We start from the raw sequence: 19565 nt of genomic DNA on the forward strand, positions 1-19565 counted from the left end.
GCTCCCCACCATCGGCCCGTCCAGGACAGGGCGCCCATGCCCCGGAGCGTCGGGCTCCTACTTGTTCGTGCTCGGCCCGACGCCGCCCTGCAGCTGACGCTGGAAGATCACGTACACGATCAGCACCGGGATGATGGTGATCGTGACGGAGGCGAACATCGCGGACCAGTCCGTCTGGTAGCCCTGCTGTGCCTGCATGTTCGCCAGGCCCTGGGCCAGCACGTACTTGTCGGGATCGGTGTTCAGCACGATCGGCAGCAGGAACTGATTCCACAGACCCAGGAAGTTGAAGATCGCGATCGAGACCAGGCCCGGCTTCGCCATCGGCAGCATCACCTGGAAGAAGGTGCGGAAATCGCCCGCGCCGTCGATCTGCGCCGCCTCGCCGATCTCCTCCGGCAACTGCCGGAAGAAGGCGTAGAGGAAGAACACCGTGAACGGCAGGGCGAAGCCCACGTAGCTGATGATCAGTCCCGCGTAGTTGCCCTGCAGGCCCATGTTCTTCAGCACGAAGAACAGCGGCACCACCGCGAGGAAGAGCGGGAACGTGAGCCCCGCGATCAGCGCGTAGTAGATGATCGTCCGCCCGGGGAACTGGAAGCGGGCGAGCACGTACGCGCACATCGCCCCCAGCATCATGACCAGGATCAGCGAGCATCCGACCACGATGATCGTGTTGAGGAAGTAGCGGCCGATGCCCGCCGTCGTCCAGGCCCGCACGAAGTTGTCGAAGTTCCAGGTCTTCGGGAGCGAGAACGGTGACGCGAGGATCGAACGGGAGTCCTTGAAGGAGCTGAAGACGGTCCAGATCAGCGGGAGGATCACGACCAGGGCCCAGAGCACCAGGATCGTGTGGGAGACGGCGCCGAAGGCCCTGTCCCCCGATGACCGCTTCCGGCGCCGGGGAGCCGGCGCGGCCGCGCCGCCGTCCTCGAGGGCGGGCCGGGCGTCGCGCGTCGTCTGCGTCGTGCTCATCAGTCCTTCTTCCTGCTCAGCAGCAGCACGATGACGGCCATGATCATCGTGAACACGGCCATCACCACGCCCATCGCCGAGGCGAGGCCGAAGTTCGACTTCTGGAACGCCGTCTCGTAGAGGTACCGGGAGACGACCTCGGTGCTCTTGGACGTGCCGCCGTTGGGCGTCATCACGTTGATGAAGACGAACATGTCCAGGGCGAGAATCCCCATGTACACCAGAGCGGTGGAGACGTTCTCTCGGATCATCGGCAGCACGACCCGCACCGACAGGCGCAGGCGACCCGCGCCGTCGAGCCGCGCGGCCTCGATGACCTCGGAGGGCACGGCCTTGATCGCGGCCACGAACAGCACCATGTAGAAGCCGACCATGTTCCACACGACGGCGATGATCACCGCGGCCATCGCGAAGCGCGGGTCGCCGAGCCAGGCGATCTGCGAGTCGATGCCGACGAGCCCCAGCACGCCGTTGAGGAGCCCGCCGCCCGGGGCGTAGATGAACGCGAACAGGATGCCGATGACGACCGCGGGGATCACGTAGGGGAAGAAGCTGATGACCCGGTAGACCGTCGCTCCCCGGATCCCCTTGACCTCCCCGCGGCTGTCGCCGCCGATCGTCACCAGCACGGCCAGCGCGTAGGCCAGGGTGATGGTCACCAGGGGCAGCACGACGAGCAGGATCGCGTTGTGCCAGAGCGCGGTGCGGAAGTTCTCGTCCTCGAACAGCGTGACGTAGTTCTTCAGGCCCACGAACTCCTGCGACGCGCTGACTCCCCGCCAGTCGGTCAGGGAGTAGTAGAACGCCTGCAGGAACGGCGAGACCACGAACATCACGTACACGAGCAGGGGCACGCCGAGGAACAGCGCGAAGAAGACCACCCGCTCGAGCGTGAGCCGCTGGCGCCGACCTCGGGAGCGGGGAGCTTCCGAGGCCGGCGCCGTCGTCGGGACTGCGACCATCACTTGACGTCGAACTTCTCGACGGAGTCGTCCTCCCGGACCTTGTCGATCATCTTCTGCTGCTTCTCGCGCAGCTCATCGGCGCCGACCCTGCCCGAGAGGAACTCGGTCCACTGCGTCACGGTGTCGGGACCCAGGTTGTACCAGTCGATGAGGTTGAAGGTGAACGCGTTCTCCCCGGCGTCGCTGATCATCTTCAGCGTCGCCTGCAGAGCCGTCGAGGCGTCCTCGTCCGAGGGGGCGGCATCCTTCACGACCGTGGGCGAGCCCGTCAGCGTAGTGAAGTTCGTGGCCTGCTCCTTCGAGAGCATCACGCGGAGGAACTCCATGCCCCCGGCGGTGTTCTTGCCCTTCGAGGGGACGACGAAGGGCTCCCCGGCCGTGCCGTGGATCGCCTCGTAGGGCATCTTCCCCCCGGAGCTCAGCGTGGGCGCGGGCGCGGCCGTCATCTCGTAGTCCTTCGGAGTCACGCCGCGCTGCTCGTTCTCGATCCACGAGCCCGACGGGTAGAGTACCGACTTGCCGGTGACCCAGTCGGTCTGGGCCTGGGTGTGCTTGATGCCCTCGCCGCCCGGGGCGAAGAACTTCGCCTTCACGGCGTCCTCGAGGGCCGCGTACGCCTTGACCACGGCGTCCTGCTCGAAGGCCTTGGCGTCGAGGGAGTCGAGCTTCTTGCGGACCTCGTCGCCGCCCTCCTTGATGGCCATGGTGAGCGCGAGCTCCATGTAGTAGCTCGACGCGTTCTGGCCGCCGTAGGAGAACGGGTAGGCCTTGGTCTTCTTGATCTCCTCGCCGAGGGACATCATGTCGTCCCAGGTCTTCGGGGCCGACCAGCCCTTCTCGTCGAACTGCTTCTTCGAGAACCACAGGGCGTACACCGTGTACACGTAGTTCATCGCCAGGAACTTGCCCGAGTAGGTGCCCGGATCCGTGGAGCCCGGCAGCAGGGTGTCCTTGATGGCCGTGCCGTCCACGCCCTTCACATCCAGCAGGGGCTGGAGATCGGCGAGCTCGCCCTGGTTGATGAGCGCGGAGACGTTCATGGACTGGGCGCCGGAGTTGTCGAAGAGATCGGGCGGGTTGCCGCCGACGAAGCGCGGCTGCAGCTCGGGCTGGATGTTCACCGTCGAGGAGACCTTGGGGGTGATGTCCGAGTGGAGCTTCTCGAACGCCTTGCCGGCGTCCTTCGCGTAGTCGTCGCCGTAGCCGCCGTCGAAGATGACGACGTCCACGCTCGATCCGGACTTCACGCCGAACGGGTTGTCGTCGGACTTGTCGCCGCCGCCGTCGGCCGCATCGCCGCCGGACGAGGAGTCGTCCCCTCCCCCGCCGCCCGCGCAGGCCGAGAGCGCGACCGCGCCGCTGCCGGCCCCCGCGAGGGCGAGGAAGCTCCGCCGCGAGGACGCGAGGCGCTCGAGAGGTGTCATCATGTCGGAAGAGTCCTGAGAGGAGTCCATGGTCTCCTGCTTTCGTCATTGAGTGGACAGGGTGTCGTCGGACCGTCGAGGCGAGGTGCCGCGACGTCGTCGTCGGCGTTCCTCGTGCCACGATCATAATGCGCACCTTGCGTAAATCTGATCGATTGCGCACCCAGTCGGTCACGAACACGTAACGGGCCCGGCCGTCGGTCGTCGCCGGGCGGCCGTGCGGGGCGCGCACCCCGTCGACATCCAGCGGACGTCCAGGCGATACCTCGGTGCCGCCCTGATCCGTCCTCTAGGCTCGCGTGCATGACACAGCCTCAGCAGCAGCCCTCACCTCTGACGGCGCGGCTCTACAAGCTCGAGTATCCGCGCTCGCTCGGCACGTACAGCACCTATGCCGAGGTGCAGGCCGTGGTGGATGCGCTCGCGGATGCCGAGTTCCCGGTGGAGAACACGATGATCGTGGGCACCGACCTCAAGCTCATGGAGCGGGTCACGGGACGCCGCACGTGGCGCAAGGTCCTGCTGAACGGCGCGCTGAGCGGCGTCTGGATGGGTCTGTTCATCGGGCTGCTGCTCGCCCTGTTCTCCGGCCATCTGCTGCAGACGGTGATCTCGGGCGTGCTGTTCGGCGTCGTCTTCTTCACCATCTGGTCGGCGATCGGCTACGCCGCCACGGGCGGCAACCGCGACTTCACCTCGATGACCGCGACCATCCCCATGCAGTACGAGCTCATGGTCGAGCACAGCCACGCGCAGGCCGCCCGCAGCATCCTGCTCGCGGCGGGCGCGACCCCGCCCGGTCCCGCCGCACCGCAGGGCGCCGGCCGCGGCGCGAACGGCGCGCCCGTCGTGCCCGCCGCAGCAGGCTCCCCGCAGCCCGCACGCCCGCCGCACGGCGACTACGGTGCGCAGAGCGCCGCCGGACCGGCGGGCGGCACCGGTCCCCAGCGGCTCCAGGACGCCTCCGCCCCTTCGTCCGCGTACGGCGCGGAGGGCACCCGGAGCGACGACGCGTCGTCGGTCGCCACCGGCGCCGACGCCTCCCCCTCCGCGGGGAATCGCCCGCAGTACGGAAGGCCCGCGGCGCCCGCGCCCACCCGCAGCGCCTCCGCCGCGAGCCCGTCCCGGCCGCAGTACGGCAGGCCCGCGTCTGCCCCGACCGCGGATCCGGAGCAGACCGACGACGACGGCGCCGACGCGCCCCACCGGGATCCGCGCCCCTGAGCCGCTGAGCTCCTCCGGGCGCATCGCGCGCACCGCTCCCCCACGACGCAGGCCCGCCCACCGCTGCACCACGCGGTGGGCGGGCCTACGTGCGCGGGCGCAGACGCACAGGTGGGTGCGGCTCCGGGCGCAGCTCCGGGCACGGCACGACCTCCGTCGCGGGGACGGTCTCGCAGTGAGGTGGACCCGATCCCGACGCGCCGGCCTGGACGCGAGAGCGACCGGCTGCCCTCGCGTCGGCGTCCCGGCCTCCGCTCCCCCTGCGGAGGCTCGGGGCGGCCGGGCATGACGAAGGCCCCGGATCCTCCCGCCGTGCGGCGGATGGATCCGGGGCCTTCGAGCTCTCCCCTGGGGGATCAGCTCACGTCTGCGGGCTCGCGCCCGCGATCATCACTTGATGATCTTGGTGACGCGGCCGGAGCCGACGGTGCGGCCACCCTCGCGGATGGCGAAGCCGAGGCCGTCCTCCATGGCGATGGGCTGGATGAGCTCCACCGACATCTCGGTGTTATCGCCGGGCATGACCATCTCGGTGCCCTCGGGCAGCGTGATGACGCCGGTGACGTCCGTGGTGCGGAAGTAGAACTGCGGACGGTAGTTCGAGTAGAACGGGTTGTGACGGCCGCCCTCGTCCTTGGACAGGATGTAGACCTGCGCCTCGAAGTTGGTGTGCGGGGTGATCGAACCCGGCTTCACGACGACCTGGCCGCGCTCGACGTCCTCGCGCTTGGTGCCGCGAAGGAGCAGGCCGCAGTTCTCGCCGGCCCACGCCTCGTCCATCTGCTTGTGGAACATCTCGATGCCGGTGACCGTGGTCTTCTGCGCCGGGCGGATGCCGACGATCTCGACCTCGGAGTTGATCGGCAGCTTGCCGCGCTCCACCTTGCCGGTCACGACGGTGCCGCGGCCCTGGATGGTGAAGACGTCCTCGACGGGCATGAGGAAGGGCTTGTCGAGATCGCGGACCGGGTCCGGGATGTTGTCGTCGGCCGCGGCCATCAGGTCCTGGACGGACTTGACCCACTTCTCGTCGCCCTCGAGGGCCTTGAGAGCGGACACGCGGATGACGGGGGCGTCCTCGTCGAACTCCTGCGAGCCGAGCAGCTCACGGACCTCCATCTCGACGAGCTCGAGGATCTCCTCGTCGTCGACCATGTCGGACTTGTTGAGCGCGACCAGCAGGTAGGGGACGCCGACCTGACGGGCGAGCAGCACGTGCTCGCGGGTCTGGGCCATGGGGCCGTCGGTCGCCGCGACCACGAGGATCGCGCCGTCCATCTGGGCCGCACCGGTGATCATGTTCTTGATGTAGTCGGCGTGGCCGGGGGCGTCGACGTGCGCGTAGTGGCGCTTCTCGGTCTCGTACTCGATGTGCGAGATGTTGATCGTGATGCCGCGCTGCTTCTCCTCCGGCGCGTTGTCGATCTGGTCGAAGTCCCGCTTCTCGTTGAGATCCGGGTACTGGTCGTACAGGACCTTCGAGATCGCAGCGGTCAGCGTGGTCTTGCCATGGTCGACGTGACCGATGGTGCCGATGTTGACGTGCGGCTTGGTCCGCTCGAACTTGGCCTTGGCCATTGTGGTGTCCTCCTAGGACTGTCTCATCTGGGTACTACTGGTTCGGGACGGCGGGCGCCCGGCCTGCGGGCCTCCGCCGCGGGGTCGGAGGAGAGGCGGATCGAGTGTACCCGTCTCCCCTCCGCTGCCTCACTCGCCCCGGGTCTTCGCGACGATCTCGTCCGAGATGGTCTTCGGGACCTCCGCGTAGCTGTCGAACTGCATCGAGTACACCGCACGACCCTGGGTCTTGGACCGCAGGTCGCCGACGTATCCGAACATCTCCGACAGCGGGACGAGAGCACGGACGATCTTGACCCCGCTCGCGTCCTCCATCGACTGGACCTGCCCGCGACGCGAGTTCAGGTCGCCGATGACATCTCCCATGTACTCCTCGGGAGTCCGGACCTCGACCGCCATGAGCGGCTCGAGGATGACCGGGTTCGCGAGGCGCAGGGCCTCCTTGGTCGCCATGGAGCCGGCGATCTTGAAGGCCATCTCCGAGGAGTCGACGTCGTGGTACGCGCCGTCGATCAGCTGCGCCCGGACGTTCACGACCGGGTAGCCGGCGAGGACGCCGGACTGCAGCGCGTCCTGGATGCCCGCGTCGATGGACGGGATGTACTCACGCGGGATGCGACCACCGGTGACGAGGTTCTCGAACTCGTAGAACACGCCCTCCTCCGCGTCCTCGAGGGGCCCGTAGGTGATCTGCACCTTGCCGAACTGGCCGGAGCCGCCGGTCTGCTTCTTGTGCGTGTAGTCGAACTTCTCGACCGTCCGCTTGATGGTCTCGCGGTACGCGACCTGCGGCTTGCCGATGTTCGCCTCCACCTTGAACTCGCGGCGCATGCGGTCCACGAGGATGTCGAGGTGCAGCTCGCCCATGCCGCGGATGACGGTCTGGCCGGTCTCGTCGTCCAGCTCGACCTGGTAGGTCGGGTCCTCCTTGAGGAACTTCTGGAGCGCCGCGGAGAGCTTCTCCTGGTCGCCCTTGGTCTTGGGCTCGATGGCCACGGAGATCACGGGCTCGGGGAAGGTCATCGACTCCAGGGCGATCGGGTTCTGCAGATCGCTCAGGGTGTCGCCGGTGGTGGTGTCCTTCAGGCCGATGAACGCGTAGATGTGGCCGGCGAAGGCCTCGTCCACGGGGTTCTCCTGGTTGGAGTGCATCTGGAAGAGCTTCCCGACGCGCTCCTTCTTGCCCGAGGTCGAGTTCATGACCTGGTCGCCGCTCTTGACGTGACCGGAGTACACGCGCACGTAGGTGAGCGTGCCGAAGAACGGGTGGGTCGCGAGCTTGAAGGCCAGGGCCGAGAAGGGCTCGTCGGTCGACGGACGGCGGGTGAGCTCCTTGGTCTCGTCCTTGACGTCGTGGCCGACCATCGGCGGGACGTCGAGGGGCGAGGGGAGGTAGTCCACGACCGCGTCGAGCATGGGCTGCACGCCCTTGTTCTTGTACGCGGAGCCGGCGAAGACCGGGTAGGCCTCGGAGTTCACCGTGAGGTGGCGGATGCCGGCCTTGAGCTGGTCGACGGTGAGGTCGCCCTCCTCGAGGTAGGCCTCCATGAGCTCCTCGGTGCTCTCGGCGACGTCCTCGACGAGCTTGGCCCGGTACTCGTCGACGGTGTCCTGGAGCTCCTCGGGGATCGGGACCTCGGCCTGGTACTGGCCGAGTGCAGCATCGCCCTTCTTCTTGCCGAACTCGGGAGCGTCCTCGGGGAACGTCTCCGGCCACTCGTAGGCCTTCATCTCGACGAGGTCGACGACGCCGCGGAAGTCGTTCTCCGCGCCGATCGGGACCTGCATCACCAGCGGCTTGGCGCCGAGGCGCTCGACGATGGTGCGCACGGTGAAGAAGAAGTCCGCGCCCAGCTTGTCCATCTTGTTGACGAAGCAGATGCGCGGCACGTCGTACTTGTCGGCCTGGCGCCACACCGTCTCGGACTGGGGCTCCACGCCCTCCTTGCCGTCGAACACGGCGACGGCGCCGTCGAGGACGCGCAGCGAGCGCTCCACCTCGACGGTGAAGTCGACGTGACCGGGGGTGTCGATGATGTTGATCTGGCTGTCGTGCCAGTAGCAGGTCGTCGCGGCCGACGTGATGGTGATGCCGCGCTCCTTCTCCTGCTCCATCCAGTCCATCGTGCCGGCGCCGTCGTGCGTCTCGCCGATCTTGTAGTTGACACCGGTGTAGTAGAGGATGCGCTCGGTCGTGGTGGTCTTACCGGCATCGATGTGGGCCATGATGCCGATGTTTCGGACCTTGGTGAGGTCGCTGAGCACTGCGAGTGCCACTGACTTGGGCCTTTCTGGAGGGCTGCTGGTCTGGAGTGCGGTGGGAGGCGGGGCCCGCCCGCCGCGGATCCGTGGATCCGGCGGGCGGGCCCTGCCGTCTCACCAGCGGTAGTGCGCGAAGGCCTTGTTGGCCTCGGCCATCTTGTGCGTGTCCTCCCGGCGCTTGACCGCGGCGCCGAGACCGTTGGACGCGTCGAGCAGCTCGTTCATGAGCCGCTCGGTCATCGTGTGCTCGCGGCGGGCGCGCGAGTAGCTGACGAGCCAGCGCAGGGCCAGCGTCGTCGAACGACCGGGCTTGACCTCGACGGGGACCTGGTAGGTCGCACCGCCGACGCGGCGCGACCGCACCTCGAGGCTGGGCTTGACGTTGTCCAGGGCCTTCTTGAGGGTCGCGACCGGGTCCTGGCCGTTCTTCTCGCGGCAGCCCTCGAGGGCGCCGTAGACGATCGACTCGGCGACGGTCTTCTTGCCGTCGAGGAGGACCTTGTTGATGAGCTGGGTGACCAGCGGGGAGCCGTAGACCGGGTCCACCACGAGCTGGCGCTTGGGAGCTGCTCCCTTACGAGGCATTACTTCTTCTCCTTCTTCGCGCCGTACCGCGAGCGGGCCTGCTGGCGACCCTTGACGCCCTGGGTGTCCAGGGAGCCGCGGACGATCTTGTAGCGGACACCCGGGAGGTCCTTCACACGGCCGCCGCGCACGAGCACGATCGAGTGCTCCTGCAGGTTGTGGCCGACGCCGGGGATGTACGCCGTCACCTCGATGCCGGTGGACAGACGCACGCGCGCGATCTTGCGCAGCGCCGAGTTCGGCTTCTTGGGGGTCTGGGTGTAGACGCGCGTGCAGACGCCGCGGCGCTGGGGCGAACCCTTGAGCGCCGGGGTCTTCGAAGCGGAGGACTTGACCGTCCGCCCCTTGCGCACCAACTGCTGAATAGTGGGCACTTCGACTCTTCCTGTTCTGCCGACGGGAGTGTTGGTCCCCTCGGATCTCCATCTTGTGGCCGCGGGTGCGGCCGGCGACCCGTCGTGCGCTCCCCTGCATCCCGGGAGTGGGCACGGCGACCCGCGCGGACGACGTGCGCCGTCCGTGCGTCGGAGCACCGTGATCGCGCGCCGCGGACGAGGGCGGGGATGCGCCCGTCGCCCGGATTCGGGCATGCCACGAGGATCCGCTCCTCGCGGGGGACACCCGGGCGTTCGAGTCGAGCGCCCGGGAGAAGTCCCGATCACGACCAGAGGGCACTCCGGACGCTCTTGACAGTCTACTGACGCCGCGTGCAGAGGGTCAAAGGACTGGGTGCCTTCGGATGCACATCACATGCCCGACGGAGCGCGACGGGGCCCGGGGACGCGGCGAGCGCACCACGGGTCTCCGTGATGCGCTCGCGATGCCTGCACGACGCGCGATGGGGCGTCGTCCGCCCGGTCGGGCCCCGGGCATCGGCTCAGCCGATGCCGAGCTTCGAAGTGCAGCCGGGCCATGCGCCCCAGCCCTGCGCGGCCTGGACCTTCTTGGCGACCGCGATCTGCTGCGCGCGGGATGCCTGGTCGGCCGAGGAGGCGTAGGCGCCGCCGCCGAACGCCTTCCAGGACTGATCGGTGAACTGCAGACCGCCCTTGAACCCGTTGCCGGTGTTGATGGACCAGTTGCCGCCCGACTCGCACTGGGCGATCGTGTCCCAGACGGAGCCGTCGGAGACCGAGGGGGCCTTCGCGCTCGAGGAGGACTTCGAGGAGCTCGTGGACTTCTTCGAGTCGGAGGAGGCCTGGGACTTCTTCTCCGAGGTCTTCGCGGACGTCGTCTTCGACGACGAGGACTTCGACGACGAGGAGTCGCTGTCGCTCGAGGAGTCGTCGTCCTTCGCGGCGGAGCTCGAGGAGTCGTCCGCGTCGCTCGAGGTGTCCTCGGGCTCGGGGGCCTTCTTGGTGCCCTCGAGGACGACCTCGTCGACCGGCTCCTTCGTGACCTCCTCGTCCAGGACCTTCGTCTTGGTGACCTCGCCGTCGACTATGGTCTCGCGGACCTTCGTCTCCTTGGTGCCCTTCCGGCCCTCGGTCTCCACCTTCGTGGTGCCCTCGGTGAGCTCGTCGGACTTCTTGGTCGTGGTCTCGAAGTCGACGGACTCCTTCTTCGTCGACTCCTTCTCGCGCACGCGCTGGACCGTGACGGTCATGCCGTCGGTCAGCTCCTCGTCGCGACCGGGCTTCGCGGTGTCGGTGTCCTCGATGTTCTTCAGGACCTCCTCCATGCCCTCGCCGACGGTGTCGGAGTAGACGGTGAAGGTCTTGTGGCCGTACTGGCCCTTGAAGGTCACGGACTTCGCGGTCTGCACCTCGACCGAGGTGCCCTCGGCGCTCAGCGAGGTCTCCGGGTCGGGGCTCACGTGCGCCTTCTTCGTGTCGACGTCGACCTCCTCGAGGGCGTCGGCCACGGTGTCGCCGGTCGTGAGCACCTCGTGCGCCTTCCCGTCGACCGTGACGGTGACGGGGTTGCGGTGGACGACCTGGATATCGATGCCGTCGGTGACGACGGAGTCGATGGAGGGGATCACGAGGTCCGTCGAGCGCACGGTGACGCCCTGCGCCTCGAGCAGGGCGCCCACGGTCGGGCTGAAGGTGCGCACGGTGCTGTGCTCGCCGTACACGTCCACGCCGGCCTCGTTGGAGACCGCGTAGGCGGTGCCGCCGCCGCCGACGACCAGCAGCCCTGCCACGGCCGCAGAGATGATCCACGGAGTCTTCTTCACGTCGTTCTACCCACCTGTGTCTCGTCGATTCGTCGTGCGCTCCCCCTGGGGAAGTGCGCGACGACCGCGCGGTGGGGGTGAAGAGGACGACGGGGCCCTGGGGCCTGCCGGACCGTCCGGTATCCATGTTCCCGGGCGCGCGAGGAGTATGCGAGGGGTCTGAACGGAACTTGAGAGCGTTCGGAGCCTCCCTTTACCGGCCCATGACCGTGGGCGTCATGCCGGTCACCCGGGCGGGCCCCGTCGACGCTCCGGGACGTGGCGGGTGCCACGACGGAGTGCGGGACGGGGCGGGCGGCCGGGGCGTGGGACGGGGGCAGGACGGCGCCCGGTGCGGGCACGCCGGGCGATGCCCTCCTGACACGCCGCAGGGCGGCCCCACCGTGTGGTGGGACCGCCCTGCGGTGGTCTCGGAACCGGCGGGCCGACGGCGCGATCAGCGCGTCGACCCGGCCGGGCCTCCTCAGCGGAAGTCGCTGCGGAAGGGATCCGAGTAGTCGATGTCGTCGAGGTTGACCGCGCCCGCGCCGTAGCCGGAGAAGTCCAGCTCGTCGTAGCCCGGCACCTGGTACATCTGCGCCTTCGCCTCGTCCGTCGGCTCGACTGAGATCCGACGGAACCGGGGCAGCCCGGTGCCGGCGGGGATCAGCTTGCCGATGATCACGTTCTCCTTGAGCCCCATGAGCTGGTCGCTCTTGCGGTTCAGGGCGGCCTCGGTGAGCACGCGGGTCGTCTCCTGGAAGGAGGCGGCCGAGAGCCACGAGTCCGTCGCGAGGGATGCCTTCGTGATGCCCATGAGCTCGGGACGGCCGGATGCCGGCTGCCCACCCTCGGAGAGCACACGACGGTTCTCGCGCTCGAAGGTGATGCGGTCCGCGAAGTCGCCGGGCAGCAGATCCGTGTCGCCCGACTCGATGATCGTCACGCGACGCAGCATCTGGCGCACGATGACCTCGATGTGCTTGGCGTGGATGTCCACGCCCTGGCTGATGTACACCTTCTGGACCTCGTCCACGAGGTGCTTCTGCACCGCACGGGGGCCGAGGATGCGCAGCACCTGCTTGGGATCGACCGAGCCCTGGGAGAGCTGCTGGCCGACCTCGACGTGGTCGCCGTCGGCGACCAGCAGGCTGACGCGACGCGGCACGTTGTAGGTGACCGGGTCGGTGCCGTCGTCGGGGGTGACCGTCAGACGACGCTGCTTCTCGTTCTCCTCGATCTCCACGCGGCCCGCGGACTCGGTGATCGGCGCGAAGCCGGCCGGGGTCCTGGCCTCGAAGAGCTCCTGCACACGCGGAAGACCGTGCGTGATGTCGCCGTCGGCGCTGGCCACACCACCGGTGTGGAAGGTGCGCATGGTCAGCTGCGTGCCGGGCTCGCCGATCGACTGGGCCGCGACGATGCCGACGGCCTCGCCGATGTCCACGAGCTGGCCGGTCGCGAGCGAGCGGCCGTAGCACAGGGCGCAGGTGCCGACCGCGGAATCGCAGGTGAGCACGGAGCGCACCTTGATCTCCCGGACGCCGGCGGCGACCAGCTGGCCGATGAGCACGTCGCCCACGTCCGAGCCCGCCGCGGCGACCTCGATGCCCTCGGGGTCGAGGGCCGCGGTCGCCAGGGTCCGCCCGTACGCCGTGGTCTCGATGTTCTCGTCGGGGACCAGCGCACCGGCCTCCTCCGAGGCGATCTGCAGGGTCAGGCCCTTGGACGTGCCGCAGTCGGACTCGCGGACGATGACGTCCTGCGAGACGTCGACCAGACGACGCGTGAGGTAGCCCGACTGGGCGGTCTTCAGCGCCGTGTCCGCGAGGCCCTTGCGGGAGCCGTGCGAGGCGATGAAGTACTCCAGGACCGAGAGCCCCTCCTTGTAGTTGGAGAGGATCGGGCGCGGGATGATCTCGCCCTTCGGGTTCGTCACCAGACCGCGCATGCCGGCGATCTGTCGGATCTGCATCCAGTTGCCTCGAGCGCCCGAGTTCACCATCCGGTAGATGGAGTTGGTCGGGGTCTCCTCGAAGTTCTTCTGCATGGAGGCGTCGACCTCGTTGGTCGCCTTGGACCAGACGTCGATCAGCTCGGCGTTGCGCTCCGCCTCGGAGACCAGACCGAGGTCGCGGTTCTCCTGGATGCGGGCGGCCTGCTCCTCGTACTTCGAGAGGATCTCCTGCTTGTCCTCCGGCGCGATGACGTCGGAGAAGGCGAAGGAGACGCCGCTGCGGGTCGACCACGAGAAGCCGTAGGACTTGAGCGCGTCGAGCGACGCGGCGACCTGCCCCTTCTCGTAACGCTCGGCGAGCTCGTTGACGATCCCGCCCAGGCGCTTCTTGCCGACCTGGCCCTCCACGTAGGGGAAGTCCACGGGCAGGGTCTCGTTGAAGTAGACCGTGCCGAGCGTGGTCTCGAGCGTGATCGGGTCACCCTCGGTCCAGCCCTCGGGGGCCTCCCAGCCGCGCGGCGGCACGACGTCCTCGAAGCGGATGCGCACGGGCGCGTTGAGCTCGAGGTCGCCGCCGTCGTTCGCCATGATCGCCTCGGCGATCGAGGAGAAGCTGCGGCCGGCGCCCTCGGCGTCCTCGCGGACCGTCGTCAGGTGGTACAGACCGATGATCATGTCCTGCGCGGGCATGGTCACCGGACGGCCGTCCGAGGGCTTGAGGATGTTGTTGCTCGAGAGCATGAGGATGCGGGCCTCGGCCTGCGCCTCGGCGCTCAGGGGCAGGTGGACCGCCATCTGGTCGCCGTCGAAGTCCGCGTTGAAGGCGGCGCACACGAGCGGGTGCAGGTGGATGGCCTTGCCCTCGACGAGCTGCGGCTCGAAGGCCTGGATGCCCAGGCGGTGCAGGGTGGGCGCACGGTTCAGCAGCACCGGGTGCTCGGTGATGACCTCCTCGAGCACGTCCCAGACCTCGGGGCGCGCGCGCTCGACCATCCGCTTCGCGGCCTTCACGTTCTGCGCGTGGGAGAGGTCCACGAGGCGCTTCATGACGAAGGGCTTGAACAGCTCGAGGGCCATGCCCTTGGGCAGACCGCACTGGTGCAGGTGGAGCTGCGGACCGTTCACGATGACCGAGCGGCCCGAGTAGTCCACGCGCTTGCCCAGCAGGTTCTGGCGGAAGCGGCCCTGCTTGCCCTTGAGCATGTCGGAGAGCGACTTCAGCGGACGGTTGCCCGGGCCGGTCACCGGACGCCCGCGGCGGCCGTTGTCGAACAGCGAGTCCACCGACTCCTGCAGCATGCGCTTCTCGTTGTTCACGATGATCTCGGGCGCACCGAGATCGAGCAGCCGCTTGAGACGGTTGTTGCGGTTGATCACGCGGCGGTACAGGTCGTTGAGGTCGGAGGTCGCGAAGCGGCCGCCGTCCAGCTGCACCATCGGACGCAGGTCCGGGGGGATCACCGGGACGCAGTCGAGCACCATGCCCTCGGGCGAGTTGGTGGTGGACCGGAACGCGGTGACGACCTTGAGGCGCTTGAGCGCACGAGCCTTCTTCTGGCCCTTGCCGTTGGCGATGATCTCGCGCAGCGAGGCCGCCTCGGCCTCGAGGTCGAAGTCGCGCAGGCGCTGCTGGATCGCCTCGGCGCCCATGCCGCCCTCGAAGTACGTGCCGTAGCGCAGCTTCATGGCGCGGTACAGCTGCTCGTCGCCCTCGAGGTCGGCGACCTTGAGGCTCTTGAAGCGGTCCCAGATCGCGGTGACGCGGGCGATCTCGGCGTCGTACTTCTTGCGGATCTGCGCCTGCTCGCGCTCGGAGGAGTCGCGGACCTTGCGCTTCGCGTCGGCCTTGGCACCCTCCTCCTCGAGCTTGGCGAGGTCCTGCTCGGCGGAGACGGCGCGGTCGTTGATGGCCGCGTCGCGCTCGTTCGCGAGCTCCTTGACCTCGAGGTCGTAGCGGGCCTGCAGGTCGGGCAGGTCCTCGTGACGGGCGTCCTCGTCGACCGCGGTGATCATGTACGCGGCGAAGTAGATGACCTTCTCGAGGTCCTTGGGGGCCAGGTCCAGCAGGTAGCCGAGGCGGCTCGGCACGCCCTTGAAGTACCAGATGTGGGTCACCGGGGCGGCGAGCTCCACGTGGCCCATGCGCTCACGGCGCACGGAGGACTTGGTGACCTCCACGCCGCAGCGCTCGCAGACGATGCCCTTGAAGCGGACGCGCTTGTACTTCCCGCAGTAGCACTCCCAGTCCCGGGTGGGACCGAAGATGCGCTCACAGAACAGGCCGTCCATCTCGGGCTTGAGGGTGCGGTAGTTGATGGTCTCGGGCTTCTTGACCTCGCCATGGGACCAGGTGCGGATATCGTCCGCGGTCGCGAGGCCGATGCGCAGCTCGTCGAAGGTGTTGACGTCGAGCACAGGTGTCCTTCTCTCGAATCTGAAGTCGGGTCGAATCGCTGTCTGAGGGTCGGGGGCTGGCCCGGGAGGGCGGCCTCAGCGGCCGCGCTCCCCCGGGGCCCGGGCCTCAGACCTCTTCGATGGAGCCGACGCCCTCGTGGGGACGGCGGGACAGGTCGATGCCGAGCTCCTCCGCGGCCCGGAACACCTCCTCGTCGTTCTCCTGCACCTCCTGGGCGGTGCCGTCGCTGGACAGCACCTCCACGTTCAGGCACAGGGACTGCATCTCCTTGAGGAGCACGCGGAAGGACTCCGGGATGCCCGGCTCGGGGACGTTCTCGCCCTTGACGATGGACTCGTAGACCTTCACACGGCCGGGGATGTCGTCCGACTTGATGGTCAGCAGCTCCTGGAGGGCGTAGGCGGCGCCGTACGCCTCCATCGCCCAGACCTCCATCTCGCCGAAGCGCTGGCCGCCGAACTGGGCCTTACCGCCCAGCGGCTGCTGCGTGATCATCGAGTAGGGGCCGGTCGAGCGGGCGTGCAGCTTGTCGTCGACCAGGTGGTGGAGCTTCAGGATGTACATGTAGCCCACGGAGATCGGCTTGGGGAACGGCTCGCCGGAGCGGCCGTCGTACAGCTGCGCCTTGCCGTCCTCCTTGACCATCCGCTCGCCGTCCCGGTTCGGGGTGTGGTTCGCGATCAGGCCCTCGAGCTCGGTGCCCGAGAGTCCGTCGAACACCGGCACGGCGACGGGGGTTCCCGGCTCGCCGGTCAGCGCCGCGTCGGGCAGGTCCTTGGCGGCGTCGGACTTCGGGTCCAGGGACCAGCCGTTCTTCGCGACCCAGCCCAGGTGGACCTCCATCACCTGGCCGATGTTCATGCGACCGGGCACGCCCATCGGGTTGAGGATGATGTCGACCGGGGTGCCGTCCTCGAGGAAGGGCATGTCCTCCACGGGCAGGATCTTGGCGATGACGCCCTTGTTGCCGTGGCGGCCCGAGAGCTTGTCGCCGTCGGTGATCTTGCGCTTCTGGGCCACGTAGACGCGGACCATCTCGTTGACGCCGGTGGGGAGGATCTCGGACTCGTCCTCCTCGGTGAACACCCGGACGCCGATGACGGTGCCGGACTCGCCGTGGGGGACCCGCAGCGAGGTGTCGCGCACCTCGCGGGCCTTCTCGCCGAAGATCGCGCGCAGCAGGCGCTCCTCGGGGGTCAGCTCGGTCTCGCCCTTCGGGGTGACCTTACCGACCAGGATGTCGCCGGCCTCGACCTCGGCGCCGATGCGGATGATGCCGCGCTCGTCGAGGTCCGCCAGGACGTCGTCGCCGACGTTGGGGATGTCGCGGGTGATCTCCTCGCGGCCGAGCTTGGTGTCACGGGCGTCGACCTCGTGCTCCTCGATGTGGATCGAGGTGAGGACGTCGTCCTGGACCATGCGCGAGGACAGGATGATGCCGTCCTCGTAGTTGTGGCCCTCCCACGACATGAACGCGACCAGGAGGTTCTTGCCGAGCGCGAGCTCGCCCTCCTCGGTCGACGGGCCGTCGGCCAGGACCGATCCGGTCTCGACGCGGTCGCCCTCGTTCCACAGCACGCGGTGGTTGTAGCAGTTGCCCGCGTTGGAGCGGTCGAACTTGCCGATCGGGTAGGTCTGACGGGTGCCGTCGTCGGCCATCACCGAGATCAGGTCGGCCGAGAGGTCCTCGATCACACCGGGCTTCTCGGCGACGATCACATCGCCCGCGTCGACCGCGGCGCGACGCTCCATGCCGGTGCCGACCAGCGGCATCTCGGTGCGCATGAGCGGCACGGCCTGGCGCTGCATGTTCGAGCCCATGAGGGCGCGGTTGGCGTCGTCGTGCTCGAGGAACGGGATCATGGCGGTCGCGACCGACACCATCTGGCGGGCCGAGACGTCCATGTAGTCCACCTCGTCGGCGGGGACCAGCTCGGGCTCGCCGCCGGTGAGGCGCGAGAGCACGGTCTCCTCGACGAAGGTGCCGTCCTCGTTCAGCGGGGCGTTGGCCTGCGCGATGACGTGACGGTCCTCGTCGTCGGCCGTGAGGTAGACGATCTCGTCGGTGACCTCGCCGTTGGTGACCTTGCGGTACGGGGTCTCGACGAAGCCGAACGGGTTGATGCGCGCGAAGGTCGCGAGCGAGCCGATGAGGCCGATGTTCGGGCCCTCAGGGGTCTCGATCGGGCACATGCGGCCGTAGTGGCTCGGGTGGACGTCGCGGACCTCCATGCCCGCGCGGTCGCGCGAGAGGCCGCCCGGGCCCAGCGCCGAGAGGCGGCGCTTGTGGGTCAGGCCCGACAGCGGGTTGTTCTGGTCCATGAACTGCGAGAGCTGCGAGGTCCCGAAGAACTCCTTGATCGCCGCCGTCACCGGGCGGATGTTGATCAGGGTCAGCGGGGTGATCGCCTCGACGTCCTGCGTCGTCATGCGCTCGCGCACGACGCGCTCCATGCGCGACAGGCCCGTGCGGACCTGGTTCTGGATCAGCTCGCCCACCGCGCGGATGCGACGGTTGCCGAAGTGGTCGATGTCGTCGGTCTCGACCCGGAGGGTCTTGCCGTCGGCGCTCGTGGTCTCGCCGAGGCCGTCGTGCAGGGCCACCAGGTACTTGATGGTCGCGACGATGTCCTCGAGGGTCAGCGTGGACTGCGAGAGGGGGCCCTCGACGCCGAGCTTCTTGCCGATCTTGTAGCGGCCGACCTTCGCGAGGTCGTAGCGCTTGTCGTTGAAGTAGAGGTTGTTGAGCATCGCCTCGCCGGCATCGCGCGTGGGCGGCTCGCCCGGGCGCTGCTTGCGGTAGATGTCCAGCAGGGCCTCGTCCTGCGAGGTCGTGCGGTCCTTCTCGAGGGTCGAGCGCATGGACTCGAACTCGCCGAACTCGTCGAGGATCTCGCTCTGGGACATGCCGAGCGCCTGCAGCAGCGTGGTGACGGACTGCTTGCGCTTGCGGTCGATGCGCACGCCGACCTGATCGCGCTTGTCGACCTCGAACTCGAGCCAGGCGCCGCGCGACGGGATCATCTTCGCGCTGAAGATGTGCTTGTCGCTGGTCTTGTCGACGCTCTCGTCGAAGTAGACGCCGGGCGAGCGCACGAGCTGCGAGACGACCACGCGCTCGGTGCCGTTGATGATGAAGGTGCCCTTGTCGGTCATGAGCGGGAAGTCGCCCATGAAGACCGTCTGGGTCTTGATCTCGCCGGTCTCGTTGTTCATGAACTCGGCGATCACGTACAGCGGAGCGGAGTAGGTGAGGTCCTTCTCCTTGCACTCCTCGACCGTGTACTTCGGGTCGTCGAAGGTGTGGTCGCGGAAGGACAGCGCCATGTTGCCGGCGAAGTCCTCGATCGGGGAGATCTCCTCGAAGATGTCGGCCAGACCGGAGGTCTGCGGGACGTCCTCGCGTCCCGCGGACGCCGCCTCGGCGGCGCGCTCCTGCCAGAGCTCGTTGCCGAGCAGCCAGTCGAAGGAGGTGGTCTGGAGGCTCAGCAGGTCGGGGACCTGGAGCGGATCGCCGAGCTTGGCGAAGGTGACGCGCGGCGACGCCGTGCGCAGGGCGATGTCAGGGGTTCGATCGGTGCTCGAGGCAGCCAAGGGTGGTCCTTCCACAGGCCGGTGACAGTGGACCGCGCGGCGGCGTCCTCCCAGGTCGAGCAGAGGGTCAGCGGCTCTGCGCCTCGCATGGACCCAGCGGTGCCCGCAAGGGCTCCGGGGGGTTCGGCGGGCTGACGATCGAAGACGACACAGCGCAAAGAGAGAGCATACAGAAGATCACGGATGGACGCAACACCGCGAGCGCGGAGGGTCCATCCGCGTCGGCCGCCATATGCCTGGCGCGGAGGGCGGAGCCTCCTGTCTGGTTCTCGTCACCCGGCGCCTCGCGGCGTCGGGCCCCAGCGGCGGGGCGGGCACCGGGCCCGGCCTCTCACGTCGCACCATCGGTGCGGTATCGCCGACGGGAGCAGTCGACAGGAACAGCTCTCGATCAGGGAACAGAATGCGCCGTGCTCGCCCGCGAGTC

Annotated in this window: 11 protein-coding genes; 1 reads left to right on the forward strand and 10 read right to left on the reverse strand. The window is 68.3% G+C overall.

Annotation, left to right across the window (positions count from 1 at the left end; genetic code table 11):
* Positions 1-57: 57 nt before the first annotated feature.
* The 3 genes from ACFQ53_RS07665 to ngcE all read right to left on the reverse strand — a co-directional run bounded on the left by ACFQ53_RS07665 (position 58) and on the right by ngcE (position 3367).
* Positions 58-975: a carbohydrate ABC transporter permease gene (locus ACFQ53_RS07665; protein ID WP_377857664.1), complete on the reverse strand. Its 918-nt coding sequence runs from the start codon at positions 973-975 to the stop codon at positions 58-60.
* A complete protein-coding gene (locus ACFQ53_RS07670; RefSeq protein ID WP_377857667.1) occupies positions 975-1856 on the reverse strand; it encodes a carbohydrate ABC transporter permease in 882 nt (293 codons plus the stop codon). The genes ACFQ53_RS07665 and ACFQ53_RS07670 overlap by 1 nt, the downstream gene beginning before the upstream one ends.
* 80 nt (positions 1857-1936) lie before the next feature.
* Positions 1937-3367: an N-acetylglucosamine/diacetylchitobiose ABC transporter substrate-binding protein gene (gene ngcE / locus ACFQ53_RS07675; protein ID WP_377857670.1), complete on the reverse strand. Its 1431-nt coding sequence runs from the start codon at positions 3365-3367 to the stop codon at positions 1937-1939.
* Between the two features lie 300 nt (positions 3368-3667).
* Here ngcE and ACFQ53_RS07680 point away from each other — a divergent pair, with 300 nt between their 5' ends.
* Positions 3668-4588 carry a general stress protein gene (locus ACFQ53_RS07680; protein WP_377857673.1) on the forward strand — a complete coding sequence of 307 codons (921 nt, stop codon included), beginning with the start codon at positions 3668-3670 and terminating at the stop codon, positions 4586-4588.
* Between the two features lie 390 nt (positions 4589-4978).
* On the opposite strand, the gene tuf is transcribed toward ACFQ53_RS07680, so the two are convergent.
* The 7 genes from tuf to rpoB form a co-directional block, all read right to left on the reverse strand.
* Positions 4979-6166 carry an elongation factor Tu gene (tuf, locus tag ACFQ53_RS07685; RefSeq protein WP_200501874.1) on the reverse strand — a complete coding sequence of 396 codons (1188 nt, stop codon included), beginning with the start codon at positions 6164-6166 and terminating at the stop codon, positions 4979-4981.
* Between the two features lie 129 nt (positions 6167-6295).
* Positions 6296-8443 (reverse strand): elongation factor G, encoded by a 2148-nt coding sequence (gene fusA, locus ACFQ53_RS07690; RefSeq protein ID WP_377857677.1) that lies wholly within the window; start codon positions 8441-8443, stop codon positions 6296-6298.
* 99 nt (positions 8444-8542) lie between these two features.
* On the reverse strand, positions 8543-9013 hold the full coding sequence (rpsG, locus tag ACFQ53_RS07695; RefSeq protein WP_249478958.1) for a 30S ribosomal protein S7: 471 nt from the start codon (positions 9011-9013) through the stop codon (positions 8543-8545).
* Positions 9013-9387 carry a 30S ribosomal protein S12 gene (gene rpsL / locus ACFQ53_RS07700; RefSeq protein WP_152351771.1) on the reverse strand — a complete coding sequence of 125 codons (375 nt, stop codon included), beginning with the start codon at positions 9385-9387 and terminating at the stop codon, positions 9013-9015. Before rpsL ends, rpsG begins: the two co-directional genes overlap by 1 nt.
* Before the next feature lie 503 nt (positions 9388-9890).
* Entirely contained in the window at positions 9891-11192 is a 1302-nt protein-coding gene (locus ACFQ53_RS07705; RefSeq protein WP_377857682.1) for a transglycosylase family protein, read from the reverse strand.
* Between the two features lie 463 nt (positions 11193-11655).
* Complete coding sequence (locus tag ACFQ53_RS07710) at positions 11656-15543, reverse strand: DNA-directed RNA polymerase subunit beta' (RefSeq protein WP_377857685.1); 3888 nt, start codon at positions 15541-15543, stop codon at positions 11656-11658.
* A 106-nt stretch (positions 15544-15649) separates the two neighbouring features.
* Positions 15650-19138 (reverse strand): DNA-directed RNA polymerase subunit beta, encoded by a 3489-nt coding sequence (rpoB, locus tag ACFQ53_RS07715; protein WP_377857688.1) that lies wholly within the window; start codon positions 19136-19138, stop codon positions 15650-15652.
* Positions 19139-19565: the final 427 nt, after the last annotated feature.

The organism is Brachybacterium sp. NPDC056505 (assembly GCF_042794925.1).
Lineage (GTDB): Bacteria > Actinomycetota > Actinomycetes > Actinomycetales > Dermabacteraceae > Brachybacterium > Brachybacterium kimchii.